The sequence below is a fragment of the Campylobacter aviculae genome, assembly GCF_005406215.1.
GTDB lineage: Bacteria > Campylobacterota > Campylobacteria > Campylobacterales > Campylobacteraceae > Campylobacter_D > Campylobacter_D aviculae.
This window is the reverse complement of record NZ_NXMA01000016.1, coordinates 1-26905: the sequence shown is the minus strand read 5'-3', so window position 1 is coordinate 26905 and position 26905 is coordinate 1. Positions and strand designations below refer to the sequence as shown.

General features: G+C 29.2%; 30 protein-coding genes and 1 pseudogene. 11 read left to right on the top strand and 20 right to left on the bottom strand.

Annotation, left to right across the window (positions count from 1 at the left end; all coding sequences use genetic code 11):
* From CQA76_RS07915 to mog, 4 genes are all read left to right on the top strand, one after another.
* A partial coding sequence (locus tag CQA76_RS07915; RefSeq protein WP_137622860.1) for a transporter substrate-binding domain-containing protein occupies nt 1–638 on the top strand: 638 nt, incomplete at its 5' end.
* Nucleotides 639–897: 259 nt separating this feature from the next.
* Nucleotides 898–1656 (top strand): transporter substrate-binding domain-containing protein, encoded by a 759-nt coding sequence (locus CQA76_RS07910; RefSeq protein WP_137622859.1) that lies wholly within the window; start codon nt 898–900, stop codon nt 1654–1656.
* A 116-nt stretch (nt 1657–1772) separates the two neighbouring features.
* A complete protein-coding gene (gene corA, locus CQA76_RS07905; RefSeq protein WP_137622858.1) occupies nt 1773–2762 on the top strand; it encodes a magnesium/cobalt transporter CorA in 990 nt (329 codons plus the stop codon).
* Between the two features lie 28 nt (nt 2763–2790).
* Entirely contained in the window at nt 2791–3333 is a 543-nt protein-coding gene (gene mog, locus CQA76_RS07900; protein WP_137622857.1) for a molybdopterin adenylyltransferase, read from the top strand.
* On the opposite strand, the gene CQA76_RS07895 is transcribed toward mog, so the two are convergent.
* The gene (locus CQA76_RS07895) at nt 3330–3512 is read right to left on the bottom strand and encodes a molybdenum cofactor biosynthesis protein (protein ID WP_137622856.1); all 183 of its coding nucleotides are present in this window, start codon (nt 3510–3512) and stop codon (nt 3330–3332) included. The genes mog and CQA76_RS07895 overlap by 4 nt on opposite strands.
* A gap of 131 nt (nt 3513–3643) precedes the next feature.
* On the opposite strand from CQA76_RS07895, the gene CQA76_RS07890 reads away from it, so the two are divergent.
* Genes CQA76_RS07890 through CQA76_RS07870 form a run of 5 tightly spaced genes read left to right on the top strand, consistent with a single transcriptional unit; the run spans nt 3644 to nt 7619 of the window.
* Nucleotides 3644–4831, top strand: a complete 1188-nt coding sequence (locus tag CQA76_RS07890; protein WP_137622855.1) for a M48 family metallopeptidase — start codon at nt 3644–3646, stop codon at nt 4829–4831.
* Nucleotides 4828–5628, top strand: a complete 801-nt coding sequence (locus CQA76_RS07885; RefSeq protein ID WP_137622854.1) for a HemK/PrmC family methyltransferase — start codon at nt 4828–4830, stop codon at nt 5626–5628. The genes CQA76_RS07890 and CQA76_RS07885 overlap by 4 nt, the downstream gene beginning before the upstream one ends.
* A 51-nt stretch (nt 5629–5679) precedes the next feature.
* On the top strand, nt 5680–6153 hold the full coding sequence (locus CQA76_RS07880) for a DUF4149 domain-containing protein (protein ID WP_269747351.1): 474 nt from the start codon (nt 5680–5682) through the stop codon (nt 6151–6153).
* Nucleotides 6154–6187: 34 nt separating this feature from the next.
* Nucleotides 6188–6937, top strand: coding sequence for a flagellin C (flaC, locus tag CQA76_RS07875; RefSeq protein ID WP_137622853.1), 750 nt, complete (start codon nt 6188–6190; stop codon nt 6935–6937).
* A gap of 52 nt (nt 6938–6989) precedes the next feature.
* Nucleotides 6990–7619, top strand: a complete 630-nt coding sequence (locus CQA76_RS07870) for a YggS family pyridoxal phosphate-dependent enzyme (RefSeq protein WP_137622862.1) — start codon at nt 6990–6992, stop codon at nt 7617–7619.
* 11 nt (nt 7620–7630) lie between these two features.
* Here the strand turns inward: CQA76_RS07870 and dnaE are convergent, their stop codons facing one another.
* Nucleotides 7631–11233 carry a DNA polymerase III subunit alpha gene (dnaE, locus tag CQA76_RS07865; RefSeq protein WP_137622852.1) on the bottom strand — a complete coding sequence of 1201 codons (3603 nt, stop codon included), beginning with the start codon at nt 11231–11233 and terminating at the stop codon, nt 7631–7633.
* A gap of 136 nt (nt 11234–11369) precedes the next feature.
* Between dnaE and CQA76_RS09310 the strand changes: the two genes are divergently transcribed.
* Nucleotides 11370–11609, top strand: a complete 240-nt coding sequence (locus CQA76_RS09310) for a SelT/SelW/SelH family (seleno)protein (RefSeq protein ID WP_269747350.1) — start codon at nt 11370–11372, stop codon at nt 11607–11609.
* Between the two features lie 94 nt (nt 11610–11703).
* Here CQA76_RS09310 and CQA76_RS07855 read toward each other — a convergent pair whose 3' ends face one another.
* The 17 genes from CQA76_RS07855 to CQA76_RS07775 form a co-directional block, all read right to left on the bottom strand.
* Nucleotides 11704–12033: an ArsC/Spx/MgsR family protein gene (locus CQA76_RS07855; RefSeq protein WP_137622851.1), complete on the bottom strand. Its 330-nt coding sequence runs from the start codon at nt 12031–12033 to the stop codon at nt 11704–11706.
* The gene (locus CQA76_RS07850) at nt 12027–13370 is read right to left on the bottom strand and encodes a class II 3-deoxy-7-phosphoheptulonate synthase (protein ID WP_137622861.1); all 1344 of its coding nucleotides are present in this window, start codon (nt 13368–13370) and stop codon (nt 12027–12029) included. The genes CQA76_RS07855 and CQA76_RS07850 overlap by 7 nt, the downstream gene beginning before the upstream one ends.
* A 228-nt stretch (nt 13371–13598) precedes the next feature.
* A complete protein-coding gene (gene rplS, locus CQA76_RS07845) occupies nt 13599–13955 on the bottom strand; it encodes a 50S ribosomal protein L19 (protein WP_137622850.1) in 357 nt (118 codons plus the stop codon).
* A gap of 11 nt (nt 13956–13966) precedes the next feature.
* A complete protein-coding gene (gene trmD, locus CQA76_RS07840) occupies nt 13967–14668 on the bottom strand; it encodes a tRNA (guanosine(37)-N1)-methyltransferase TrmD (RefSeq protein WP_137622849.1) in 702 nt (233 codons plus the stop codon).
* Entirely contained in the window at nt 14665–15201 is a 537-nt protein-coding gene (rimM, locus tag CQA76_RS07835; protein ID WP_137622848.1) for a ribosome maturation factor RimM, read from the bottom strand. Before rimM ends, trmD begins: the two co-directional genes overlap by 4 nt.
* On the bottom strand, nt 15194–15436 hold the full coding sequence (locus CQA76_RS07830) for a KH domain-containing protein (protein WP_137622847.1): 243 nt from the start codon (nt 15434–15436) through the stop codon (nt 15194–15196). Before CQA76_RS07830 ends, rimM begins: the two co-directional genes overlap by 8 nt.
* Before the next feature lie 2 nt (nt 15437–15438).
* A complete protein-coding gene (gene rpsP / locus CQA76_RS07825) occupies nt 15439–15666 on the bottom strand; it encodes a 30S ribosomal protein S16 (RefSeq protein ID WP_004277416.1) in 228 nt (75 codons plus the stop codon).
* Between the two features lie 61 nt (nt 15667–15727).
* A complete protein-coding gene (ffh, locus tag CQA76_RS07820) occupies nt 15728–17065 on the bottom strand; it encodes a signal recognition particle protein (protein WP_137622846.1) in 1338 nt (445 codons plus the stop codon).
* 64 nt (nt 17066–17129) lie between these two features.
* Entirely contained in the window at nt 17130–17882 is a 753-nt protein-coding gene (locus CQA76_RS07815) for an RluA family pseudouridine synthase (RefSeq protein WP_137622845.1), read from the bottom strand.
* Nucleotides 17863–19020 carry a lipid IV(A) 3-deoxy-D-manno-octulosonic acid transferase gene (waaA, locus tag CQA76_RS07810; RefSeq protein WP_137622844.1) on the bottom strand — a complete coding sequence of 386 codons (1158 nt, stop codon included), beginning with the start codon at nt 19018–19020 and terminating at the stop codon, nt 17863–17865. Before waaA ends, CQA76_RS07815 begins: the two co-directional genes overlap by 20 nt.
* Nucleotides 19017–19733, bottom strand: a complete 717-nt coding sequence (locus CQA76_RS07805) for a zinc ribbon domain-containing protein (RefSeq protein ID WP_137622843.1) — start codon at nt 19731–19733, stop codon at nt 19017–19019. Before CQA76_RS07805 ends, waaA begins: the two co-directional genes overlap by 4 nt.
* 9 nt (nt 19734–19742) lie before the next feature.
* On the bottom strand, nt 19743–20471 hold the full coding sequence (locus CQA76_RS07800) for a Nif3-like dinuclear metal center hexameric protein (protein WP_137622842.1): 729 nt from the start codon (nt 20469–20471) through the stop codon (nt 19743–19745).
* Nucleotides 20458–21318 (bottom strand): glycine--tRNA ligase subunit alpha, encoded by an 861-nt coding sequence (glyQ, locus tag CQA76_RS07795; protein ID WP_137622841.1) that lies wholly within the window; start codon nt 21316–21318, stop codon nt 20458–20460. The genes CQA76_RS07800 and glyQ overlap by 14 nt, the downstream gene beginning before the upstream one ends.
* Before the next feature lies 1 nt (nt 21319).
* Nucleotides 21320–21853: a DUF3972 domain-containing protein gene (locus CQA76_RS07790; RefSeq protein ID WP_137622840.1), complete on the bottom strand. Its 534-nt coding sequence runs from the start codon at nt 21851–21853 to the stop codon at nt 21320–21322.
* Between the two features lie 9 nt (nt 21854–21862).
* Nucleotides 21863–22357 carry a 5-(carboxyamino)imidazole ribonucleotide mutase gene (gene purE, locus CQA76_RS07785; RefSeq protein WP_137622839.1) on the bottom strand — a complete coding sequence of 165 codons (495 nt, stop codon included), beginning with the start codon at nt 22355–22357 and terminating at the stop codon, nt 21863–21865.
* Complete coding sequence (locus CQA76_RS07780; protein WP_137622838.1) at nt 22354–23610, bottom strand: peptidase U32 family protein; 1257 nt, start codon at nt 23608–23610, stop codon at nt 22354–22356. Before CQA76_RS07780 ends, purE begins: the two co-directional genes overlap by 4 nt.
* On the bottom strand, nt 23607–24317 hold the full coding sequence (locus CQA76_RS07775) for a chemotaxis protein (protein WP_137622837.1): 711 nt from the start codon (nt 24315–24317) through the stop codon (nt 23607–23609). Before CQA76_RS07775 ends, CQA76_RS07780 begins: the two co-directional genes overlap by 4 nt.
* 222 nt (nt 24318–24539) lie before the next feature.
* On the opposite strand from CQA76_RS07775, the gene glnA reads away from it, so the two are divergent.
* Nucleotides 24540–25970, top strand: a complete 1431-nt coding sequence (gene glnA, locus CQA76_RS07770; protein WP_137622836.1) for a type I glutamate--ammonia ligase — start codon at nt 24540–24542, stop codon at nt 25968–25970.
* A gap of 145 nt (nt 25971–26115) precedes the next feature.
* Here glnA and CQA76_RS09085 read toward each other — a convergent pair.
* Nucleotides 26116–26905 (bottom strand): annotated as a pseudogene (locus CQA76_RS09085) (hypothetical protein); the annotation flags it as partial.

The following is a 26905-nucleotide window of genomic DNA, read 5'->3' as shown; positions in this document are numbered from 1 at the left end:
CTAATTATAAACCATTTGATTATAAAATAGATTCTAAACTCACAGGATTTGATGTAGATTTAGTAGAAGAAATTGCTAAAAAAAATGGTATTAAAATTACTTGGGTTGAAACTAATTTTGATGGTCTAATTCCGGCTTTAAAAGCGGGACAAATAGATATGATTGCCTCTGCTATGAGCGCAACTGATGAAAGAAGACAAAATGTTGATTTTACTCAACCTTATTTTAAAAGTAAAAATCTTTATATTAAGTTAAAAACTAATGATAAAATAAATACAAAAGAAGACTTAGAAGGTAAAAAAATAGGGGTGCAGCTTGGAAGCTCACAAGAATATGCCGCAAAAAAAATCAAAAATGCAAAAATTCAGAGTAGCGGACACTTAAACATTGCGATTATGGCATTAAAAAATAATAAAGTAGATATAATTATAATGGATCAAGATGTCGCAAAAGGATTTCTTGCTGAAAATCCAGAACTAGTAAATTTCTATCAAGAAGATGATGATAGTGAGGGTTTTAGTTTTGCCTTTGATAAAGATAAACACAAAGAAGTTTTAGCTAAATTTAACAAGGGTATACAAGAGTTAAAAGCTGATGGTGCGTATGATAAACTTATTGAAAAATATGATTTAAAATAAAAATTTTTAGCTTTTTTAAGGAATGAATCATATCATAAGAATAAATTTTACTTTAATTTAGTTGAGTTTTGGAAATAGTGTGTTAAATTTGCTCCTAATGCTATACTTTAAAGAAAAACATAGCTAGGAATTTGCGATCAATAAAACTGTTTTTTAATGATTTTTTAAGATATTAATAAAAATATAAACAAACAAATGCTAGAATCTGAGCTGAAATTTAAAATTCTGATATTCTTTAATTAAGAAGGGAAGTAAGTCTATGAAAAAAATATTCAAATTTTTAACAATTGCATTAATGGCTCTATTGGCAAGTGGTTGTGGCGATAATTCTGCTAAAAATTTATCTACAGTTATGACGGATTTAAAGGTTGGAATTGCTACTAATTATAAACCATTTGATTATAAAATAGATTCTAAACTCACAGGATTTGATGTAGATTTAGTAGAAGAAATTGCTAAAAAAAATGGTATTAAAATTACTTGGGTTGAAACTAATTTTGATGGTCTAATTCCGGCTTTAAAAGCGGGAAAAATAGATATGATTGCCTCTGCTATGAGCGCAACTGATGAAAGAAGACAAAATGTTGATTTTACTCAACCTTATTTTAAAAGTAAAAATCTTTATATTAAGTTAAAAACTAATGATAAAATAAATACAAAAGAAGACTTAGAAGGTAAAAAAATAGGGGTACAGCTTGGAACTTTACAAGAAAATACCGCAAGAAAAATCAAAGATACAGAAATTCAAAGTAATAAAGATTTAAACATTGCAATTTTAGCACTAAAAAATAATAAAATTGATGCTATTGTCATAGATCAAGATGCGGGAAAAGGATTTCTTGCTGAAAATCCAGAACTAGTAAATTTCTATCAAGAAGATGATGATAGTGAGGGTTTTAGTTTTGCCTTTGATAAAGATAAACACAAAGAAGTTTTAGCTAAATTTAACAAGGGTATACAAGAGTTAAAAGCTGATGGTGCGTATGATAAACTTATTGAAAAATATGATTTAAAATAAAATTTTTTTAAAAAATTAAAATTTATATTTTTCCAAAAATAAATTAAGTTTTCAATGAGATATTATGTAAAGAAATAATAAGCGAATAAAGATTACAATGTTCTAAAGGAATAATTATGCTTTATATTTACACAAAAGCACAAAATGCTTTAGTTCAGAGAATTTGTTTTAATTTGGATGAAACTATACAAAAATTACCCGAAAATATTTTATGGATAGATTTGCTTCATCCAAGCACATCTGAAATTACCTTCATTGCAAATCAATTTACGCTTGAATTTCCAACCAAGGAAGAAAGTGAAGAAATAGAACTCAGTGCAAAATATTGGGAAGATAATACAACTATTACAATTAATGCACATTTTTTAGTAAAGGATGATAAATATAATAAAAACGATACAAATTCCATTAAACTTAGTACAGAAATAGTTACTTTTACAACTACTAAAAATATTTTATTTACAATAAGATATAATGAATTTAGTACTTTTGAAGAAATTCAAGCTAGAATTCTTGCTAGTCCTAAAAATTTTGAAGATGGTTATGATATCATCGACAAAATGTTTGAAGTACGCGTAGAAAAAGATGCTGATTTACTTGAATGGATAGATAAAGAAGCAAGACGTTTAAGAATAAGTGTTTTGGAAAAAAAAGACGAATATAGCTATGATGAAATGTTAAAAGATATTTCAAGCTTACAAGAGCTAAATATGCGTGTAAGGGATTCTCTTTTCGATAAACGCAGGGCAATGACTTCCTTGCTAAAGAGTGATAAAATAGATAGAGATATTAAGCAAAATTTAACCATAGTTCTTAAAGATTTAAATTCTCTAGTAGAATTTAGTGTTTCTCAACTTAATATTTTAGATAATATACAAACTATTTTAGCAAGTCAAGTCAATATAGAACAAAATAAAATTATCAAACTCTTTACAGTTGCAACGGTTGCCATGATGCCACCAACTCTAATAGGTACAATTTATGGAATGAACTTTAAATTTATGCCCGAACTTGGACTTCATTATGCTTATCCTATTGTGCTTTTTATTATGGTAATTTCCATTATATTGCCTGTAGTCTTTTTCAAAAAAAAAGGATGGCTTTAATCACAGATACGTAAATTAAGGAAGAAAGATGGACATAATTAAAATTGGAATTTTAACACTCAGCGATCGTGCTAGTAGTGGAATATATGAAGATAAAGCAACAGATGAAATTGAAAGAATATTAAACTCTTTTATAAAAAATAAAATTAACTATTTTAAAGAATTAATTCCCGATGATTATGATTTGATTATAAAAAAATTACTTTATTTAACAGATGAAAAAAAATGTGATTTGATTATCACAAGCGGAGGTACAGGACCAGCATTACGTGATGTAACACCAGAAGCTACTGAAGCTGTGTGTGATAAAATGATGCCTGGATTTGGAGAACTTATGCGTTTAGAAAGTCTAAAATTTGTTCCTACCGCTATACTTTCAAGACAAACGGCAGGAATTCGCAACCAAACTCTCATTATCAATCTTCCTGGAAACCCTAAAGCTATAATGGAGTGTTTAAAACCTGTATTTCCAGCTATTCCGTATTGTATAGATCTAATTGGTGGTGCTTATATAGAAAATAACGATGAGATTATTAATATATTTCGTCCTAAGAAAAAATGCAGTGATTAATATTTATTGGCTTTAATAAGTCTGCTTAATTGTCGAGCAAGTAGACTCGCCGAATCTTCATTTTTGCTAATTTTTTGAACTTTTTTTGTAAATTCAAAAAGTCTATCATCCAAAATCGCATCATTAAATGAGATTTTAGTTTTTAAAATCTGTTTTTGAGTGTTTTTTTTCTTAAACATTCTCAACTCCTCAAATTATAGAAGAAATTTAAATAAAAATTATTATATGAATAAATTTCTTAAAAATTATTAACTTTATTTCATTAATTTTAAGTTAAAATTGCCAAAAAAATGTTTATTAGAGGAAAAATATGATTTTAGTTGCGATTTTATTTTTTTATACAATATTACTATCCTTAATTTCTTATAAACAAATTTGCTTTTTAAAACAAGAAAAGTATAAAAAAGCTCAAATTCTAAGCGAAAATGACTATATAGTTGCTGCTGATATTGCTATAGAAAATGAAAAATTTAAACTCTTTTCTAATTTATTTACGTTTGTGATCAATACTGCTTGGATTTGGTTTGGTTTTTATTACCTTAGAGAATTTTTTATCGAAGAAAATTCGCGACTTGAAAACACCCTATTCTTGTTAGCATTTTTAATTATAACAAGTATTGTAAATTTACCTATTAATCTTTATGAATATTTTGTAAAAGATAAAGCTCACGGATTTTCAAATATGACTTTAAAAATTTTTATTCAAGATTTTTTCAAAACTATTCTCTTAACGTTAATATTTGGCTTTTTAATCATTTATGCTTTACTTTTTTGTTATGATTTTTTTAACTCGTTATGGTGGATTGCTGCTTTTATTTTTTCATTCTTTGTTATTTTAATTATAAATCTTATTTATCCTACTTTAATTGCTCCTATTTTTAATAAAGTTCAAAAACTAGAAGATGAAAATTTGCAAAACAAAATTTCATCTTTAATGCAAAAATGCGGCTTTTATGCAAATGGAATTTATGTAATAGATGCAAGTAAAAGGGATAAAAGACTCAATGCTTATTTTGGAGGTCTTTTTAAAAATAAAAGAGTAGTACTTTTTGACACTCTGCTAAAAGCTTTAAGCGAAAAGGAGCTATTGGCTGTTTTAGGACATGAACTTGGACATTTTGTTCATAAGGATATTGTAAAAAATTTATTTAATAGTGCCTTTATGGTTTTTTTGCTTTTTTTCATTTTTGCACATTTGCCTCAAAATCTATATCTAGAAGCTCATTTGGAAAATGTGAATGCTGGAGTATTTGCGTTATTGTTAATTTTTGGCAATATTTTTAGCTTTTTAATCTCGCCTTTGTTGAATTTTATAAGCAGAAAAAATGAATTTGCTGCTGATTTGCATGGAGCTAAAGTAACAAGTAAAGAAGATATGAAAAACGCACTTTTAGCATTAGCTAAAGAAAATAAAGCTTTTATTAAAACAAGTAAAATTTATACCTTTTTTTATCTTAGTCATCCAAGTATTTATGATAGAATCAAGGCCCTTTCTTGATTATAAAAGAGGCTATAAAACAAGCAAAATCCAAACTTCTTAATCACAAAGATGAAGCCATTTTCATACTTTGTGAATATTTAAAAAAAGACAAAACTTGGCTTTTTTTAAACCAGAATTTTGATTTCGATCCAAAAAATTACTTTGACCTTATAGATCGTTTTAGCAAAGGAGAGCCCTTTGAATATCTTTTTAAGAAAGCTAATTTTTGGGGTTTAGAATTTAAAATAAACAAAGGAGTGTTAATTCCTAGATATGACACAGAAATCCTATTAACTCAAATTTTAAATTTGTGCAAAACTTATCAATTTCAAAATATTTTAGAAATAGGATTTGGCAGTGGAATTTTGAGTATTATTTTAGCTAAAGAATTAGGGATCGATATTACAGCTTGCGATATTAATTCTAAAGCTTTAGAAATTGCCAAAGAAAATGCAAAAATTTATGGGGTTGAAAAACAAATCAATTTTAAGCTTTGTGATTTCAATTCTTTAAAAGATAATTATGATTTTATTTTTTCCAATCCGCCTTATATAAAAAATTCTTACCCTATTGACATTTGGGTACAAAGTGAACCTAAAGAGGCTTTATTTGGCGGAGAAAAAGGATATGAAATTTTAGAAAAAATAATTCAATTTAGCAAATCAAAAAAAGTAAAATTTTTAGCTTGTGAATTTGGCTATGATCAAAAAGAAATTTTAAATAAAATTTTAAATAAATATGATTTTGAAGGTTTATTTTTTAAAGATGAACTTGGATATGATCGTGCTTTTGTTGCTAAATTTACCAAATGCTAATTTTATCTTGTTAAGATTACAAAAAATAAAAAATATCAACAAGGTTATACTTTGCTAAAAGCTATTAATTTACTTTTACTTGCAATCATGATAGGAGTTGAGCTTATACTTGGAATAGTAGTTGCTCCCACCATTTTTTATCCGCAAAGTTTTATCGGTGAAAATGTTTTAAGTCATTTTCAAAGTGGAATTTTAATGACGCAAATTTTTATAAAAATGGGTCAGTTATTAATTATCATCTCAAGTATAAATGTATTATTTGAAATTTTATCTTATTTTAAAGATCAAGCTAAATTTCAATTAAAATTTTCAAAACTAATGTTAAGTATACTGATTTTAATATTGAGTTTGATATTTGTATTCTATTTTACAAATCAAATAGTTGCTATGCAAACACTAGGAGAACAAGCTACTACTAGTTCTAATTTTGCAAGCATTCATAATGCAAGCGAAATTACAATTAAAATTATTCTAATAATGCAAATATTTTTATATTTTTTAAGCTTTAAAATAACAAAAAAATGATATACTTAGAAAAATTATATTTAAGGAGTAGGCTATGGTAATCTCTGATGCGACTATGATGCAACAAAATTATTATTTAAATAATGCTCAAAAAGCTAGTGATAAGGCTTTAGAAAATATTGCTGCGGTTCGTGCTATTAGTGGAGTTGATAGTGCAAATTTAGCTATTGCTGATTCTTTAAGATCGCAATCAAGTACTATAGATCAAGGTGTTGCAAATGCCTATGATGCAATTGGGGTTTTGCAAATTGCCGATGCTAGCTTAACTAACATTTCCCAAAGTGCTGATAGACTAAACGAGCTTTCAGTTAGAATGAATAATGCTGCTCTAAATGACTCTCAAAAAGGTATGTTAAGAACAGAAGCTACACGAATTCAAGATTCTATTAATGATTCTTTTAACAATGCGACTTATAATGGAAAAAATGTATTTCAAACTATGGATTTTGTCGTTGGTAGCGGAACTGAGACTACGAATTTAAATTCACTCTCTACAGATGGACTTAGCATAGACGATCAAGATAGCATCACTACCTTTATGGATCAGCTTGGAAGTCTTAGAAGTGAAATTGGATCAGGAATCAATGCTATAACTTCCAATATTAATTCTAGTGTGCAAAACAGCATTAACACTAAAGCGGCTGAAAATAATTTGCTTAATAATGATATGGCAAAGAATGTCAATGACTTTAATGCTAATTATCTAAAAGAAAATGCTGCTGCTTTTGCTGCTGCTCAATCAAATATGCAATTACAAAGCAAAATTGCTAGCTTATTACAATAACTTTCAATATTTATAAAGCCTTTTTATAAGGCTTTATTTGCAAAATTGCTTTATGAATAATTTGGAACAAATTTTAGAAAAAACAAAAAATATTCATTTAGTTGCTGCAAGCAAATATGTAAATTCTGATACAATTAAAAAATTTTTCTACTTAGGGATCACTGACTTCGGAGAGAATCAAGTTCAAGCTCTAGCTCAAAAAAAAGAAATTCTTGATGATCAAAAATTAGATATTAAATGGCATTTTATAGGAACATTACAAAGCAATAAAATCAATCTTTTAATCAAACAAAATCCTATACTTTGGCATTCTTGCAATGGTTTGAAAATTGCAGAAGCTGTAAATAAAAGACTTGATTACAAACTTGATACTTTGCTCGAAATTAATAGTGCCAATGAAGAAAGCAAGAGTGGAATTGATTTAAATAAAGCAATAGAAGAATATTTACAAATTCAAGAAAAATGTCCAAATCTAAATCTTTGCGGGGTTATGAGTATAGGATCGCACAGTCAAGATCAAGATCAAATAAAAAAAAGTTTTGAAAAAACATTTAAAATTTACGAAGCATTGCAAAAATATGGGGCAAGAATTTGCTCGATGGGAATGAGTAATGATTTTGAACTTGCTATTCAATGTGGATCTAACATGGTTAGACTTGGAAGTATTTTATTTAAAAACTAATCTTCACTTCTTTACCCTGCATATTTATTGATTATTTTTTGACTAATGCTATCGGATATAACGAAATCTGTATGATAAAGCAAACAAGATCCTGTGCTGATAATTTTTAAAACGAGTTTTTTATTTCCTTTTTCGTTTGGATTGTGCGCGTTTCTTGCAATATCATGAATTTCATAAATCAATTCTCGATTCAATCTAGAAAGATCTAGCTCTATAATATTATTTTCAAAATCTTTAGGATCTGTTATAAATTCTTTATTTTCTTGAGTTGATTTTTTAGTTGCAAATTTCTTAACTGCCTTAAAATCTCCTTCATTTAATTCCTCTATTTTTTTAATTGACTTTAAAGCAAGACTATCTATTTTACCTTCGTCAGATTTGTAATTTAAGAAAAATCCGTAAGCTTCATTTTTGAGATTTTGATCCTTAAAAATACTTTCAATCTCTTCTATATTCGACTCAAAAACAGTAGTCTCAAAAGTAGAATAAAAATCTAAAATTTCAAGCCTTCCGTAGCGTTTATTGTTTTTACTCATCATAGTTTTAAAATTTTCAATTTTACCTATACTTAAAATCTCACCATTGCCCTTAAGAGATGTAAAATCTATACTCTTTACATAATCAATATTTTTAAATTTTTCATAACAACGATCCAAAGGGTGTCCTGAAACATAAATTCCTAAAATTTCTTTTTCAAAATTAAGTTTTTCTATAATTTCAAATTCTTCATCTTTAACTACCAAATTCGCCTGTAGACCTGTAGAAAGTTCATCTTCTCCAAAGAGAGAACTGGTTGCATTTTTTCTAACTTCTGCCATTTTACGAGAGCTTTCTGAAAGATTTTCTATATTATCAAACAAACATTTTCTCGTATAACCAAATTCATCAAAAGCTCCTGCCTTAATAAGACTTTCTAAAGTTCTTTTATTAATTTTAGCGGGTTCAATTCTATTTAAAAAATCATTGATATCTTTAAAATCTCCACGTTCTCTTGCTTCAAGAACATTTTCAACCGCTGGAATTCCTACACTTTTAATAGCACCTAGTCCATAAACGATAGCATCTCTTCCATCTTCTTGTTTTACTGCACTAAATTCACGTATAGCTTTATTAACAGAAGGAGGCAAAAGCTTAATATTCATTTTTTTCATCTCATCAATATAAACGGCTATTTTATCGACATTATTTTCCTCACTAGTAAGTAAGGCTGCCATAAATTCACTAGGGTAATAAGTTTTCAAATAAGCCGTTTGAAAAGTAATGAGTGCATAAGCCGCGGAATGTGATTTATTAAAACCATAACCGGCAAATTTAACAATCAATTCCCAAAGTTCTTCGGCCTTTAAACGATCATATCCTTGCTTTTGGGCTCCATCGGCAAATTCGCTTTTAAGTTTTTTCATTTTTTCAGGATCTTTTTTACCCATAGCACGACGAACAACATCAGCGCTGCCCAAAGAAAATCCGCCTATAATTTGCACTATTTGCATAACCTGTTCTTGATATACTATAACACCATAAGTTGGTTCAAGAACTTCCTTTAACTCATCAAAAGGATATTCTATTTTTTTAAGCCCGTGTTTTCTGTCTATAAAATCATCAAGCATTCCTGATTCCATAGGTCCTGGACGATAAAGCGCTAAAACTGCTATAATATCTTCAAAACGTTCTGGTTTTAATCTTGTATTTAAACTTTGCATTCCGCCCGATTCTATTTGGAAAATTCCTAAAGTATTCCCGCTTTGTATTGTTTTATAAACCTTAATATCATTTAAATCGATAGCTTCCCAAAGTATGTCTTTGTTATAGCGTTTTTTTATAAGCTTAATTGCATTATCAATCAAAGTTAAAGTCTTCAAACCTAAAAAGTCAAATTTAATTAAATCTACATCTTCCAAATGATCTTTAGAATATTGAGTCACTAAATGTCTTTCATCATTCTTGCTTTGCCTAAAAAGAGGTGTTTTTTTCCATAAACTCTCATTAGAAATCACCACTCCAGCCGCATGCATACCTGCATTACGATTAAGTCCTTCCAAAGCTTTAGCGTATTCCCATACTTCATGACCTTTAGGGTGACGTTCTATAAATTCTTTAATCTTTGGCTCTTTATCATAGGCAGAATCTAAAGTAATTTTAAGCTCTTCTGGAATAAGCTTTGCAAGCTCATCTGCATCAGAAATACTCATATCGCAAACCCTAGCAACATCTCTAATAACCCCACGTGCCAAAAGCTTACCAAAAGTAATAACTTGTGCTACCTTATCAGCCCCATATTTATCAATAACATAATCAATAACCTCTCCCCTTCGATCTTGACAAAAATCAACGTCAATATCAGGCATTGAAACACGTTCAGGATTTAAAAAACGCTCAAAAAGTAAATTATAAGGAATAGGATCTAAATCTGTAATCTTTAAAGAATATGAAACCAAACTCCCAGCAGCCGAACCTCTTCCAGGACCCACTGGAATTCCCTTATCCTTTGCCATCTTAATAAAATCATGGACTATAAGCATATAGCCGGAAAATTTCATATTTTTAATGATTTTAATCTCAAGCTCTAATCTATCTTTATAAATTTGATGCTTGTTTTTATCTATAAATTCAAGTCTCTCATTTAAACCTTTGCGGCACAAAGTTTCAAAAACTATATCATCATTATCAAAATTAAATTCTTGTTCTTTATAAGGTAAATCAATCTCATATTCTTTAGCATATTCTCTTGCAAACTTAAAATTCGGAGGAGTTGGATTTCCTAAATTAAGCTCAAGATTACATTTATTAGCAATTTCTTGCGTATTTTCAATAGCTTCTGGTATATCAGCAAAAAGCTCACTCATCTGTGTTGGAGATTTTACATAAAACTCATGAACGCTATGACGCAAACGGTCAGGATCATTCAGTTTTTTTCCCATAGCAATACACATAAAAACTTCATGTGCGGCGGCTCTTTCTTTAAAGGTATAATGTGTATCATTTGTAGCAATAATTTTTATATTTAATTCCTTAGAAAGTCTTATGATATCATCATCTATCATTCTTTGATCTTGAATGCCATGACGCATAATTTCAAAATAAAAATCATCGCCAAAAACACTTTTATACCATAAAGCAACTTCCTTTGCCACTTCATAACCCTTGGCACCAAAGCGAACATTTCTTTCACTATAAGTATTTAAATGCCAATTTACTTCACCTTGCAAACAAGCTGAAGAGCAAATAAGCCCTTCACTATGCTTTTCTAAAAGTTTTTTATTTATTCGTGGATAATAGTACAAACCTTTAATATAACTTTGAGAACTTAAATACATCAAATTTTGATACCCAATTTCATTTTTTGCATATAAACAAAGATGGAAACGCTGACGAGAACTTTTATCAGAAATATCTTCATGATTATGCAAATAAGCTTCGATACCTATAATAGGCTTTAAACCCTCTGAACGCATGGTTTGATAAAAATCAATTGCTCCAAACATATTACCATGGTCTGTCATTGCCACACTTGTAGCACCTTGTTCTTTTAAAGTTTTAGCCAATTCTTTAAGTTTATTTGCACCATCAAGCAAAGAATATTCGGTATGTAAATGCAGATGTGTAAATTGACCCATTATTTATCCTTGAAATTCTATAGCTATATAAAATTATATTTTTTTATCGCTGAATTTCTAAGAAATTATTTTAAAAGATAAATTATGTAAAATTATAATATAATAATATCAAAACATCAAAATGAGGTAGAGTAAAATGGAAATTAAAATTACTTATTGTAGTCTTTGAAACTATCGCCCACAAGCTGCAAGGGTTGCAGAAGAGTTAAAGAATAAATTTGAAGATGCAAAAATTGAATTTGTGGTTGGAAATAAAGGCGATTTTATTGTGGAAGTTGATTCTAAAATTATTTTTTCTAAAACACAATTGATTAATTGTGAAAGCGAAAGATTTCCTCACGATGGGGAGATAGTTAAACTTATCAACAAAGCATAAAAATTTTATGCTTTGTTGAAATCAATAAAAATTTCTATATTTTAAAACTTTCTTGAAATTTAGAAGCAAAAATTATAATAAATTGCATAAAAGCTTACAAATTCTCATATTCTTTCCCTATGTAAATTTGTCCGTTTTTATCTATTATTGGACGTTTAATGCAACTTGGATGTTCTAATACAATTTGCTTTAAATCATTTTGATCCGAATTTGCAATTTTATCCTTATTTAACCCAAGCTTTTTGGAGGTTATACCAGCTGTATTTATAAATTCTACAATTTCTCTTTTACTAAACCAATCATCTAAAGTTTTCTCATCTAATTTTTTAATATCAATAAATTCAAATTTAATCTTTTTATTATATAAAAAGTCTTGTGCTTTTTTAACACTATTACAATTTTTTATACCATAAAAATTTAACATTCTCTACTCCTTTTTAATAAATCCGCGATTAAAAACGCGAGTTCTAAAGCTTGATCTGCATTCAACCTTGGATCGCATTGAGTTTCATAACGTTTATTCAAATTTTGCATTGTAACATTGCATGAACCACCCATGCATTCTGTAACATCTTGTCCTGTCATTTCAAGATGCACTCCTCCAGCATAAACTCCTTCACTCATTGCAATTTCAAAAAAATTCTTTACCTCTAGAATAATTTTATCAAATTCACGCGTCTTATAATTTCCGACTTTTGTAATATTTCCATGCATAGGATCAATACTATAAATTAAGTTCAATCCTTCATTTTTAAGTTTGGAAAAAATTTTTGGCAAATTACAAGCAATTTTTTCAGCCCCCATACGAAAAATAATATTCAACCTACCTTCTTCATTGTTTGGATTTAAAGTATTTGCTAATGCGATAATATCTTCAATATTAACACTTGGGCCTATTTTGATTCCTAAGGGATTTTTTACTCCGCTTAAAAAATGAACATGAGCTTCATCAAGCGATCTGGTTCTTTCACCTATCCATAACATATGAGCAGAACAATCATATATTTCTCCACTTAAACTATCCACTCTTGTCAAAGCTTCTTCATAGGGTAAAAGTAAGGCTTCATGAGAAGTATAAATATCAACTTCTTTTAAGCTAGGAGTATTTTGTATATTAATGCCGCAAGCTTCCATAAAATTTAGGGTTTGTGAAATTTTTTCACTCATATTAGCATATTGTTTATGCAATTTATTTTTTTTTAAAAATCTTAAATTCCAACGATGCACTTCACGCAAATCCGCTAGACCCCCTTTGGCAAACCCACGCAGTAAATTCAACGTTGCAGCACTTTGATAGTAAGCTTCAATCATCCTGTTAGGATCAGGAATTCTTGCACTTTTATCAAAATCAAAACCATTTATAATATCGCCTCGATAGCTTGGAAGTTTTTCGCCATTAATCTCTTCAAAATCATTACTTCTTGGTTTTGCAAATTGTCCAGCTATACGTCCAACTTTAACTACTGGACATCCTCCTGCAAAAGTTAAAACTATAGCCATCTGAAGTAAAATTTTGAACATATCACGTATATTGATTGCACTAAAATTTCCAAAACTTTCGGCACAATCGCCGCCCTGAAGTAAAAAAGCCTCTTTGCGAGAAACTTTAGCTAAAGCATTTTGAAGTTTGACAACCTCTCCTGCAAAAACCAAAGGGGGAAGTTTTTCAAGTTTAGTTAAAACCCTATTTAAATCCTTCTGACTAGGATAAATAGGTTGCTGTCTAATAGGATATTCTTTCCAAGAACTTTTACTCCAAATCATATAGCATTACCCTAAAAATTTACAAATCATAATACGCTTCAAAATTTTTGAAGTTAAAATAAGTTTGTTATCGTTTTATAATATTCTCGAACTAATTATATGTTTATAAATTTCATAATTATTAAAGATTTTATAAAAAAATAAACACTTTGGTATAATTTTAAGAATAATATAAAGATTTCAGATAGAAGACAAAGCGTAATTCACAACAAAAATTGTTGTGAATTATTTTTTTAATTCTTTAATACGAGCCGCTTTACCACGTCTATCTCTAAGATAGAATAATCTCGCTCTACGGACACGACCTCTTCTTAATACACTGATACTTTCTAAACTTTCACTATAAATTGGAAAAATTCTCTCAACGCCAACATTATTGGCACCAATCTTGCGAACGATAAAAGTTTCATCAACCCCATTGCCTCTTCTAGCAATGCAAACTCCTTCAAAATTTTGGATTCTTGTTTTATCTCCTTCTTTTATTCGAATCGCAAGCTTTAAAGTATCGCCAGCACGAAAATCTGGAATGTTTTTACCTTCAATTTGTTTAGCTTCAAATTGCTCTATATATTTATTTTTCATAAAAAAATCCCTTATTTTTTGCGTTCATGCTCTAAAAATAAATCTGGACGAAAAAATTTAGTTTTGCAAAACGCTAAAGTAGTTTTTAAACCTGCAATTTTAGCGTGATTACCCTTTAAAAACTCTGAAGGAGTATAATATTTGATTTTTTTTTCGAAAATAAATGGTTTTGAAAAAGAAGGGGCCTCTAGTAAATCATCTTCAAAACTCTCTTCTTTTAAACTATCCGCATTGCCTAAAACGCCATCCACATTTCTTAAAATTGCATCACATAGAGTTAATGCTGGAAGTTCTCCTCCGGTTAAAACAAAATCTCCTATACTAAAAACCTCGTTAGCAAAAATTTCCACCACTCTTTCATCAATACCTTCATATCTTCCACATACAAATACAATATGATCTTTCTTGCTTAAACGTTTTGCATCTTTTTGATTAAAAAGTTTTCCATTTGGAGTTAAAAAAATAAAATGAGGATTATGTTCATTACACTGAATGAAATTTAAGGTGTTGTATAGTGGCTCAACCTGCATTAAAAGCCCAGAACCACCGCCTATTTTATAATCATCTACTTTACAATGAGAATTTGCAGTAAAATCCCTTGGATTGAAAAATGCTAATTTAAAAAGATTTTTTTTTCTAGCTCGTGCTAATATGGAATCCTCAAAATAGAATTGAATTAAGTTAGGAAATAAAGAAACAAAGCTAAATTTCATGAGTTTTCCAAAATTAAAAAAGCATCTTGAGTACAAAAGATAGATTTTTTTTCTATATCTATATTATCTATAAATTTATCAATATACGGAATAAAAAAAATTTTAGCAAATTTTTTAGCAAAGTTTTCACTCGTTTGAATTTCAAATAAAAATGTACTTCCTACTTCTAAAATATTACTCACCTTGCCTAAATTTTGATTTTCATAAAATACTTGACATTTTAAAATATCAAAATAAAAAAATTCATCTTTTTGTAATTTACAAGTTTTTCGCGTAATTTCGATACTTTGATATAAAATTGTATTAACAAGCTCTTTTGATTTTTCAACATTCTCATATTCTTCAAACAATACAGAAGAATTTGCATGATTGTAAGATTTTATAATTATTTTTTTTTGACCATTCTCAATAAAAAAAGAGGTTCCTTTTTTAAATTGAGAAGTAAAATCACTAAGATTGTGAAGTTTGATATAACCTTTAAGTCCAATAGTTTTTCCAAGTCTTGCAACCTGAATAAAATCTTTTTCACTCAAGTGCTTTAACCGTTACACGATAACTCATTGCACTCTTACTTTTAAAAGCAGATGCAATATCTTTAATTGCATTGATCATTTTTCCATTTTTGCCAATAAGTTTTCCGATATCTACCTTATCCACATAAAGTATAATTTCAACAAAATTTTCGCCAAGCTCTATTTTTTCAGTTGAAATTTTATCTGGACAATCTACTATAAGCTTGGCATATTCCTTTAAAAAATTTTCAACCATAGTTATTTACTAGTAATTGAGGCAACTTTATCACTTAATTTTGCACCCACGCTTTTCCAATAAGCTAAGCGTTCTGCATCAAATTTAATCACTTCAGGTTCTACCATAGGATTATAATATCCAATACTCTCTATCCAACCACCATCACGACGTTTTCTGCTATCTGTTACCACTATACGATAAAAAGGTCTTTTTGTTCTTCCCATTCTTGTAAGTCTAATTACTGTCATTGTTACTCCTTAAAATAAAAATTTTATCTATAAATATTTAAAAATACTCATAGATAAAATCTTAAAATTGTCTTCTAGCTTGACTCATCATCTGCATTAAACTATCCATACCCTTTTTTCCCGAAAACCTTTTGGCGAGTTTAGCTGCATTAGCAAATTGTTTTAAAAAGCGATTCACTTCTATTTGAGATAAACCTGCACCTTCTGCTATACGACGTTTCCTAGCATTATTAAGCAAATCTGGATTCTCACGCTCTTTTGGCGTCATAGAGGAAATCATAGCTTTAATATGTAAAATTTCTTTTGAATTATCAAGATCAAGATCTTTTAGTTCAGAATTTATATTAGAAAGTCCAGGTATCATACCTATAAGAGACTTCATACTACCAAGCTTTTTTATGCTTTCCATTTGATTTAAAAAATCATTAAAATTAAACTCACCTTTTTTGATTTTCTGGTTAAGTTTTTTAGCTTCTTTTTCATCAATTATAGCTGCGGTCTTTTCGGCTAGGGTTGCTAAATCGCCCTCGCCCATAATACGACTTACAATTCTATCAGGTATAAAAATTTCTAAATCTGCTATTTTCTCGCCTACACCTATAAATCTCAAAGGAATTCCTATTTGTTTAGCTATACCTAAAGCAACGCCTCCTTTAGTATCTGCATCAAATTTAGATAAAATTACCCCTGTTATTCCCAAAGCTTCATTAAAACTAGCTGCAGTTTTTACTCCATCTTGACCGCTCATTGCATCCGCAACATAAAATACTTCATGAGGATTTAAAGCTTCTTTTATGTCTTTTAACTCGTTCATTAAAATTTCATCAATAGCTAAACGACCTGCCGTATCCACCAATAAAACATCAACCATAGAGCTATTAACCTTTTCCAATGCTTTTTTAGCTACTTCTATAGGATTTGTTTCATTTTCTATATAAAAAAGCTCGATTTCATTCGTATTACAAAGCTGTTTTAGTTGCTCCACAGCTGCTAAACGCTGAAGATCGCAAGCTGCAACTAAAACTTTTTTATTACGAAGTTTTAAGTAATTTGCAAGTTTAATTGTAGAAGTAGTTTTTCCGCCACCCTGCAAACCGGTCATTAAAACAATTGTTGGTGGCTTTGGAGCAAAAACAAATCCTTGATTTTTTCCATTAACATTTAAGATATATTCTAAATTAACTTTAAGAGCGTTTAAGAATTGTTTCTGTCCTATACCATTTTTTTTAACATCCTCTTCAACAAGAACTAACAAGTCTTTAACAACTTTATGGTGTACATCTGCTTTCAAAAGAGATTTTTTTAAGGTTTCTAAAGCGTTTTTAAGTGCTTTTTCATCATCAACAAATCGTAGTTTATTGATTGCTGATTTAAAAGATTCACCGATTAATTCAAACACTTTACCACCTTTCTCTATATTTTAATCAAAATTCGCATTATACACAATTTTTTCTTAAAAGCCTTTAAAAAGTCAAACTTTTTATCTCGAAACCTAATTTTGAAAAACTATCATCCAAATCTGCTTTAAATTGATAATTCAAAATTTGAATTTCATAACTATGCAAATACATTCTATTGCTAGAAATCTTTGCGTACTTCTCATCCCCTATAATTCCATGATTAAGAAATTTGGCATGGACTCTGATTTGATGAGTTCTACCTGTTTTGATAATTATCTTTACTAAAGTTTTTTTAGCTTGTATCATTATCGGAATAAATAGACTAGACGCACTTATTCCATTTTTAGAAATTTTACTTAAAGCTCCTCTTTTTGTTTTAATGGTTAAAATTGGCTCGTTTACTTCAACTTCTTCTGCTAAAATTCCATCTAAAACCGCTATATAGCTTTTATAAACTTTTTGCCTTTTAAATTCCTCAATGCAAAGTTTTCTAAAATTTTCATCCTTGCAAAGTAAAATAATTCCACTTGTTTCTCTATCGATACGATTAAGTAATTTTGCACAAAATTTTTTTTCAAGATCTTCACTAATATAACCATATGGCTTATTTATCGCAATAATTTTATCATCCTCAAAAATCACTCGAGGATCTATTGTTTTTAAAACATTAAATTTTGTTTTATTACTCATTAAAGCCCTTGCAATGACTACTTTTTTTCCACATGCAAAAACACATCCTTTATCTATCAAATCTTTGGCTTCACGATTAGAAATATTTTCCTGTGAAGCTAAAATTTTATAAGCTTTTTCTTGCATCAATCCCTTTCTCTATTGCTTGTAATATTGTTGATAAATCATTATTTTTTTTTATTTTTACTTTTAGATTAGAATGATGAATTTGATAATCTAATTCTTTTAAATTGTCGCAAAAATAAACATTTTCAACTTCACTAAACAGAACTTTTTGATTATGTATATAAATTCCCGATATTAAAACATTTTCAAAAGAAGCCACTTCAATGGGATTATGACCACCTATATTTTTTAAAAAAGATCCTCCGAGTACAACCACATCTGAAATAGCATAGAAATTAACAAGCTCACCTAAAGCATCAAGCAATAAAATACTTTTATCAAATTTTTTATTTTGAGTCTTTAAAAAACTGAATTTATTAAACTCTAAGCCCTTATTCTTAAGTAAATTTTCAACTTCTAAAAAACGTTCTGGGTGTCTTGGTGCAATAATAAGCTTTTCATTTGATTTTAAATTAAAATGTCTAAGTAGCAATTCTTCCTCACCTGCATGAGTGCTTGCAAAAATGATTAATCTTTCTTTAGGTTTAAAATATTGCTTATTTGGCACAATTTCTAAATTTGCTTTAATATTTTTTATAACTTTAACGTTTTTAGCACCTAATTCTTCGAGTCTATCTTTATCTGTGTTACTTTGAGCAAAAACCTCGTCTATATAGAAAAAAATTTTTTTATAAAAAAAACGAAATCTTTGATAATTCTTATACGATTTATCTGAAATGCGGGCATTAAGCAAAATAATTTTACTTCTTTGAAATTTTGCTACAAAAATTAACATCAACCAATACTCTGCCTCAAAAATGACTAAAACTTTTGAGGGTTTCAGCCAAATTGGTATCCAATTTTCAAAAGCAAGATAATTAACTTTATTACAAAATTCTCTAGCACACTCAAAACCTGTTTGAGTTATAGTAGTAATTCTTGAATCAAATTTTAAAGCAAGCTGTTTAATGCTTTTTGCTTCTCCGTAAGAACAAACATGAAAATGCACATCAGATTTTTGCTGATGTGTATTTTGAAATAAAAAAAAGCGTGCTTTTAAACTACTTTTATATTTTTTTTTAAATAAAGAAAGTATAAAAATAGGAATAGCAAAAAATATAAAAGCTATCCATATTACAATATAATAAAAAAAAATCAACTCTTTTTATCTTGCTCTTTATATAAAATTCTACCACAATGTGGGCAGGTTACAATTTCTTCACCCTTTATTACAGCCAAATATGTTTTATCATAAATTTTCATAAAACATCCATAACATGCTTGTTTTTTAACCGCAACTACTGCTGTATTTTTAGCCCATTTTCTAACTTTTTCATAAAAACTTAAAACTTTCTGATTTATATCTCCAACAAGCTTAGTCTTTTTATTATATATATCCATTCTTTCTTTTTCTAAAATTTCCATTTGAGAATTAACATCTTTTTTTATTCCATCTATATTTTTTTCTTCTTTAGCCTTTTCTTCCAAGAGTTCTTTTTTAAAATTTTCTTTACTTTCTAAAATTTTATCCAAGCGAATGATTTCATCATTTGCCGCATCAAGCTGCTCTTTAGCAATATCTTCTTCAATTTTTAAAGCGTTTGCTTCTTTTTCGGTTTTAACCGCTCCGCTTTTTTTGCTAAGCTCTTTAATTTTTGCGGAAAATTCAGCAATATGTGCATTGTTTTGAATTTTTTGATTTTCTATATCTTTAATATCAGAATCCAAATCACTTAACTGAACACTCAATTTATTAATCTTATTTTCAGCATCTCTTAAGCTTTTATTTATATTTTCTATTTTTGGATTAAAACTGTCAATTTCTTGATCTATTTTTGATAAAAGAACTAATTGTTCGAGATATTTATTCATATATATTCCTTAAAAATATTGAAATGGATTTTTTGAAACTGATATTATAACCTTTAGTGGCAAATTTTTCAAGTCTTTTGCTAAACATTGCGAAAAATAATGCTCACTTTCAAAATGTCCTAAATCTATTAAATTTAAATTATTACTTATTGCTTCCATAGCTTGATGATATTTAAAATCACCGCTTAAAAAACAATCTGCCTCTTTTATTTTAGAAATTAAATCCCCGCCACTTCCGGTACAAATAGCAATACAATTTATATTTTTTTTGCCACAATAGCTGATCTTTAAAGTAGTTAATTTCAATTTTTCTTTTAAATATTGACATAAATCAAAAAAATCTATTTGTTTTTTAATATAAATTAAAAATTCATCTTTTTTATTTATTTCAAAACCTAAAATTTCTTCAACAAAATAAGAATTTAAATGACTTAAATCAAAATTTGTATGCATAGAAATTAACGCTATATTTTTTTCTATCATTTTTTTAATAAACGATCTAGGATAGCTCGAATTTGCTAAATCTTTTAAACCTTTAAAAATTAGAGGGTGATGAGTGATAAATAAAGAATTAGAATCGGCTTTATCAATCAACTGCTCATCTATATCAAGACTAACATAAATCTTATTGATTTCATCTTCGTAGTTTCCAAGCAAAAGACCACTATTATCCCAACTCTCTTGACTACTAAAAGGACTTAAACTATCCAAAAAATTATAAATTTCAATCAGTTTCATTTAATTTTTTATATACCTGAGCACAATTCTTAGAAAGCTCACGAATTTTCAACATATAATCTTGCCTTTGTGTTGCAGAAATAGCACCTCTTGCATCAAGAAGATTGAAAGTGTGTGCAGCTAACATACAATAATCATAAGCCGGTAGTACTAATTCTTGCTCTAAGATATTTTTACATTCCTTGTAAGCATTTTCAAATTGCTGATTTAAAAATCCCACATCACTTATCTCAAAATTATATTTACTAAACTCGTATTCGCTTTGCTTATGAACATCGCCGTATTTAATATCTTTGCCCTGAAATTCGTTCCAAACAATATCATAAACATTATCAATGTTTTGAAGGTACATAGCTATTCTTTCGAGCCCGTAGGTAATTTCAGCACTGACTAGATCTACAGAAATACCGCCAACTTGCTGAAAATAAGTAAATTGAGTCACTTCCATACCATCAAGCCAAACTTCCCAGCCAAGACCCCAAGCTCCTAAGCTTGGACTCTCCCAATTGTCCTCTATAAAACGTATATCATGGCTTTTTAAATCAAAACCTAAATTTTCAAGACTTCTTAAATAAAGTTCTTGTATGTTTTCCGGGCTTGGTTTAATTAAAACTTGAAACTGATAATAAGCCCCTAAACGATTTGGATTTTCTCCATATCTTCCATCTGTTGGACGACGAGAGGGTGCTACGTAAGCCACAGCCCAAGGCTGTTTTCCAAGACTTCTTAAAAAAGTAGCAGGATGAAAAGTTCCAGCACCCGCTGGCATATCATAAGGTTGCACAATAGCACAGCCTTGCTGTTGCCAAAATTCTTGCAATTTTAATATCATTTGGGAAAAATTCATTCTAACCTTCTTTATTCTCTACATTATTTTCATTTTTTTTCATCTCTAAATCAGGCTCAGCTTGTGCTCCAAAAATCTCAGCAGTTTTATTCCACATAAGCTTATATTTACGTTTTAAGAATTCAATCTCTTCTCTTGCATGTTTTAATTCACTATTTAATGTTTCTATTGTTTTTCTATCTTCATCATAAAGTTCTTGCATAGAATAAAGAGCGTCTTTTAAAAATTTATTTTCGTTTTTTAAGGCTTCTAAAGTTTCATCTTTTGCATCTAAAACTTTTTCATGCAAATTTAAAATTGTACCTATAGTCTTTTCTACAAAACTTTCTCCGGCTAAAGTCATAGAATTAACCATGGCAGATTGAGAATTTGAAGCACTTGGAACAACACTAAACGTGCCCTGATTAGCTTCTATATAAATTTTACCCTCTTCTTCTTTAAAATTTAAGGCACCATTTGCCATCATACCCTTAACAACATCTTCATTTAAATGCACAAGTTTGCAAAATTCCTCAAGCTCTAAATATGTTTGCATTTTTATCCTTTATAATAAAACTTCCACGCCCTTAGAATCGGCTACTAGCTTTTCTTCTTTTATTTTTCTATCTTCTTTTAAAGAATCTGCCAATTTTTCATCATTTAAGGCAAGAATTTGTATAGCTAAATAAGCGGCATTTTGAGCTCCAGCTTTACCAATAGCCAAAGTTCCTACTGGAATTCCGCTAGGCATTTGCACAGTTGAAAAAAGTGAATCCATACTTGCTAGATTACTTCCTGGCATAGGTACACCTAAAACAGGTTTTGTGGTATAGGCAGCAACTGCTCCGGCCAAATGAGCTGCCATTCCTGCCGCAGCAATGAAAACTTTAGCACCTTTTTCTTCTGCTTTTTTTATATATTCTTTAGTGCGTTGTGGGCTACGATGTGCTGAAGTAATGATAAGTTCATATTTTATTCCAAAATTTTCTAATACTTTAGTAGATTCTTTCATAATCTCATAATCACTCTTACTTCCCATCAAAATAGAAACAAATTTCATTCATTTTCCTTTCTTAGAAAGCTAAAATTACTAATTTTCATAGGCATTTTAACTTCATTTTCATTTCCACTATGAATTTCGCTTAATTCTTTATTGTTTTTCGTAGTTAATTTTTTAAATTCTACAAAATATTTGTTATCTTTTTGGTAAATTTTACCAATCTCGTTATCACAATTTTCAATTCTTTCTCCCAATGGAGTTAAAATTTCATAAGGAGTGTTTAGGACTATTTTACCTTTACACTTAAAATATTCACCATCTGTAACAATAGCATGTACTTGATGACTTCCCTCTTCTATGCTTGTATTGTGATTTTGAGTATCTATTTTTTCTAACGGACGCGATACTAAATAACCGTCTGTAAAGCCGCGATTTTTAAGAGTATAAATCTCTTTTTCATATTTGCTAGAATCAAATTTACCTTCCAAAGTATCTTTTATTGCCATCTTATAAGTTCTTGTAGTAAGTGCGACATAATATTCACTTTTGGTACGTCCTTCTATTTTAAAAGCACTGATACAATTTTCTTGCATGATTTTTTCTATATAAGAACACAAATTAAGATCCTTAGAATTAAAAACATGGGTGCCGCTTTCATCTTCCTCTAAACGAAAAAGCGTATTATTTTCAGGATTTTTAGCATAAAGCTCATAATTAAACCGACAATCATTTGCACAAGATCCACGATTACTCATTCTTCCACTTTGAACAGAGCTAATCAAACAACGTCCAGAATAAGCAAAACACATAGAACCATGGACAAAAGCTTCTAATTCTACATCACAGTTTTCTTTTAAAATTTTAGCGTCTTTAAGTCCTAACTCTCTTGCAATTACAATACGTTTAGCTCCTATATTTTTATAAACTTGCGCATCAAGATAATTTAAAACATTAGCTTGCGTAGAAACGTGCAAAGGAATTTCTGGTGCTAATTCGTTTGCTAACTTCATCGCCCCTACTGATGCAATAATAAAAGCATCAGGTCTCATGTCGCGAAGTTTTAAAATATGCCGCTTAAGACCTTCTACTTGACCGCTTAAATGAAAACCATTTAAAGTAACATAAATTTTTTTATCTCTGCTATGCGTGTATTTTACAGCTTCTTCGAAAGTTTCATAGTTAAATTCTTTTGCAGTGCGAGAACGTAAAGAAAAATTATTTACTCCAGCATAAACAGCATCGGCTCCATAAGCTAGGGCTATTTTTAATTTTGAAAAATTTCCAGCAGGAGCTACGATCTCTGGAATAATCATTTTTTACCTAAATTTGCGATCAACGCCTCTATATCATCATTACTTACAACTTCTGCAGTGCTATCGCCTTCTATATGAACCGCAGAACCAACTCTCTTACTATCATCAATCTTACCTTCAAATAAAGAATTCATATAATGGCTTAATGCACGCATTACATTAATAACACGTTCTATTTTTTGACGATGGATATCTTGATATTGCATTGAATCCATAGCCATCATTACTTCATCTTGACCATCTTGCAAATGACTAATAATTTCTCCACCTGTTTTTTTAACATCTCTATTTAATTCTAAAGCTTCTTTAAAACTTTCGACGTTAGGAAATTTTTCATTTAACCTAGAAAAAATTTCAATATTTTTATCTAAAACCTTATCAATTTCACCCAACAATCCTTCAGAATCAGCAAAAAAGTTATTAATATTCTCGAGCTTCTCCATCATCTCGGTAGCTTTTTGCTCACTATCTCTTGTTACATCATCTAATTGATGGACTACCTTGTGTTCTTGACTCGGTGGCGGTGGTGGCCATGCAACATCAGGATTTGGTCTATATCCAGACACTTTTGCATCTTCTAATTGTTGTGATTCCGCTTTTAGTGCTTCATCACTTTGCAAATCAGACTCATTTTGAATCTCTAATTCTAAATTATCAGAATCTGCATCATCGCTATTCATCAAAGCATCAAGTTCTTCTTGAGTCATTTTATTCCTTACTTATTTAAAAAAATTATTTCATAGTGGGAGAATTATAATAAAATTTATCTAAAATTAAAATAATAAATTCTTTAGTTTTATCTAAAAAATTAATATTTTCAAAAATGCAATATTCTCTTTAAAAAATAATTTATCAAAAAAGTAAAAAACAAAACGATTTTAATAGATTATATGATACAATCCAACTATAAATAAATAAAGGAGTAAATAATGAGCAAATTTGTTAATAATATTGATGAATTTTTTAATTTTTGTAAGCAAAATGAGGTAATTTTTGTGGATTTTCGTTTTACGGATATGATAGGAACTTGGCACCACATTACCTACAATATCCATTCAATCGATAAAGAAACTTTTAATACAGGAATTCCGTTTGACGGAAGCTCTTTGCAAGGATGGCAACCTATTGAAAAATCAGATATGATTTTAAAACCTGATGTGCAAAGTGCCTTTTTAGATCCTTTTACAGCAGATCCAACAATTATAGTTTTTTGCGATGTATATGATATTTACAAAGGACAAATGTATGAAAAATGTCCAAGAAGTATCGCGAAAAAAGCAATGCAATATCTTAAAGATAGCGATATAGCTGATACAGCTTATTTTGGACCGGAAAATGAATTTTTTATCTTTGATAGTGTAAAAATAGTAGATACAGCACACTGCTCAAAATATGAAGTGGATACCGAAGAAGGTGAGTGGAATGATGATAAAGAATTTATAGATAGCTATAATACCGGTCATAGACCTCGCAAAAAAGGAGGATATTTTCCTGTTCAACCGGTAGATTCTTTAGTAGATATTAGAGCTGAAATGGTACAAACCCTTGAAAAAGTTGGACTTAAAACCTTTGTCCATCATCACGAAGTTGCACAAGGTCAAGCAGAAATTGGAGTAAAATATGATACGCTCGTAGAGGCTGCCGATAATGTCCAAATTTATAAATATATTGTCAAGATGGTTGCCCATTTAAATGGAAAAACTGCAACATTTATGCCAAAACCACTCTATGGAGATAATGGAAGTGGAATGCATGTACATATGAGTTTATGGAAAAATGGAACAAATTTATTTTACGATAAAGAAGGATATGGTCATTTAAGCCAAACTGCTACTCATTATATAGGCGGGATCTTAAAAAATGCTCGAAGTGTCGCTGCTTTCACAAATCCTAGTTCAAATTCTTATAAAAGAATAGTTCCTGGTTTTGAAGCTCCTTGCATTTTAACCTACTCTTGTCAAAATAGAAGTGCAAGTTGTCGCATACCTTATGGGATAGAAAAAAATTCAGCTCGTATTGAAATCCGTTTTCCTGATAATACAGCCAATCCATATCTTGCTTTTGTGAGTTTATTAATGGCAGGTCTTGATGGAATAAAAAATAAAACCATTCCTGTTGGACCAATGGATGAAAATTTATTCGACTTAACCTTAGATGAAATTCGTGAAAAAGGTATTGAACAACTCCCACATACTTTAAGAGGAAGTTTAGAAGCACTTATTCGCAATAATGCTTATTTAAAACCTGTAATGAGCGATCTTTTTATTAATGATTATCAGCATTTAAAATTTGAAACACAAGTATGGCCAGTTGAAGCACGACCTACTGCTTATGAGTTTAAAACCTGCTATTCTTGCTGACACTTTATTAAAAGTTATTCGATTTCAATAGGAGTTAAAACAACTCCTATAATTTAAATATTTAATCTTTAAAAACAAAAAAATAAATACTTGCAATAAAACTTAACAAAACTCTATTTTATTAAGCAAAAAACTTAACAAACTTCTAAACCTTAATATTCACACTTCTATGTTTAGTTTTAGTTCTAGAACTTAATTTACTAAGATGATTGGAATTAGAGTTGGAATTGTTATCATTAGTATTAGAATTGTTATTTGTATTGTCATTATCTATTTTTACATTAAAAAGAATTTCTAATTCTTTTGCTAAATCAAATTTATTTTCAAGAAGTTTTTTTATGAGTTCATTGGTATCTTTACTTTGATAGGTTTCTTTGTTTTTGCTTTCTACTTGGATGGGTTTGAAGGGTTTTTGAGTATTGTCATCTTGTGTTTTTTTATTTTTATTATTTGAAATACTTTGTCCACTACTATAATCAATTCCTTTGGCTTTTTCTTCTGTAGTTAATTGTTCTACAAATTTATCGTGTCTTTCTTTAAAGTCTAAATATTTAGTTTTAAACTCATTCAAGCTCATATTAGAATTGATTAATTCATTGTATTCTTTAGCAAAATCTCTAGCTTGTTGTGCTAATTCGCTATTGCCTATGTTCTGACTTCTTTTAATGTAAAGTTGCATTGAAAAACGTTCTTCAAAAGGATTCCATTCATCAGGACTGCTTGAATCTTTATAAAAAGCACTTTGAATTTTATTTGCATTCATAAAATTATGGAAATCTTTTAATTCTGATTCGCTCATATCTCCATTAATATTCATTAATTTTCCAAGTAGGTTGGTTTCACCTCTTAAAAACGCTGCTCCAAAAGAAGTGGCTATATTAGTATTATTTAAAAAAGCCATTAAAACTCCACCTTTATCCACACTTCCATCAGAG

Coding starts and splice junctions, on each gene's coding strand:
- CQA76_RS07910 (WP_137622859.1), top strand. CDS start 898: ATGAAAAAAATATTCAAATTTTTAACAATTGCATTAATGGCTCTATTG.
- corA (WP_137622858.1), top strand. CDS start 1,773: ATGCTTTATATTTACACAAAAGCACAAAATGCTTTAGTTCAGAGAATT.
- mog (WP_137622857.1), top strand. CDS start 2,791: ATGGACATAATTAAAATTGGAATTTTAACACTCAGCGATCGTGCTAGT.
- CQA76_RS07895 (WP_137622856.1), bottom strand. CDS start 3,512: ATGTTTAAGAAAAAAAACACTCAAAAACAGATTTTAAAAACTAAAATC.
- CQA76_RS07890 (WP_137622855.1), top strand. CDS start 3,644: ATGATTTTAGTTGCGATTTTATTTTTTTATACAATATTACTATCCTTA.
- flaC (WP_137622853.1), top strand. CDS start 6,188: ATGGTAATCTCTGATGCGACTATGATGCAACAAAATTATTATTTAAAT.
- CQA76_RS07870 (WP_137622862.1), top strand. CDS start 6,990: ATGAATAATTTGGAACAAATTTTAGAAAAAACAAAAAATATTCATTTA.
- dnaE (WP_137622852.1), bottom strand. CDS start 11,233: ATGGGTCAATTTACACATCTGCATTTACATACCGAATATTCTTTGCTT.
- CQA76_RS07855 (WP_137622851.1), bottom strand. CDS start 12,033: ATGTTAAATTTTTATGGTATAAAAAATTGTAATAGTGTTAAAAAAGCA.
- rplS (WP_137622850.1), bottom strand. CDS start 13,955: ATGAAAAATAAATATATAGAGCAATTTGAAGCTAAACAAATTGAAGGT.
- trmD (WP_137622849.1), bottom strand. CDS start 14,668: ATGAAATTTAGCTTTGTTTCTTTATTTCCTAACTTAATTCAATTCTAT.
- CQA76_RS07830 (WP_137622847.1), bottom strand. CDS start 15,436: ATGGTTGAAAATTTTTTAAAGGAATATGCCAAGCTTATAGTAGATTGT.
- rpsP (WP_004277416.1), bottom strand. CDS start 15,666: ATGACAGTAATTAGACTTACAAGAATGGGAAGAACAAAAAGACCTTTT.
- CQA76_RS07815 (WP_137622845.1), bottom strand. CDS start 17,882: ATGCAAGAAAAAGCTTATAAAATTTTAGCTTCACAGGAAAATATTTCT.
- CQA76_RS07805 (WP_137622843.1), bottom strand. CDS start 19,733: ATGAATAAATATCTCGAACAATTAGTTCTTTTATCAAAAATAGATCAA.
- CQA76_RS07800 (WP_137622842.1), bottom strand. CDS start 20,471: ATGAAACTGATTGAAATTTATAATTTTTTGGATAGTTTAAGTCCTTTT.
- glyQ (WP_137622841.1), bottom strand. CDS start 21,318: ATGAATTTTTCCCAAATGATATTAAAATTGCAAGAATTTTGGCAACAG.
- CQA76_RS07790 (WP_137622840.1), bottom strand. CDS start 21,853: ATGCAAACATATTTAGAGCTTGAGGAATTTTGCAAACTTGTGCATTTA.
- purE (WP_137622839.1), bottom strand. CDS start 22,357: ATGAAATTTGTTTCTATTTTGATGGGAAGTAAGAGTGATTATGAGATT.
- CQA76_RS07780 (WP_137622838.1), bottom strand. CDS start 23,610: ATGATTATTCCAGAGATCGTAGCTCCTGCTGGAAATTTTTCAAAATTA.
- CQA76_RS07775 (WP_137622837.1), bottom strand. CDS start 24,317: ATGACTCAAGAAGAACTTGATGCTTTGATGAATAGCGATGATGCAGAT.
- glnA (WP_137622836.1), top strand. CDS start 24,540: ATGAGCAAATTTGTTAATAATATTGATGAATTTTTTAATTTTTGTAAG.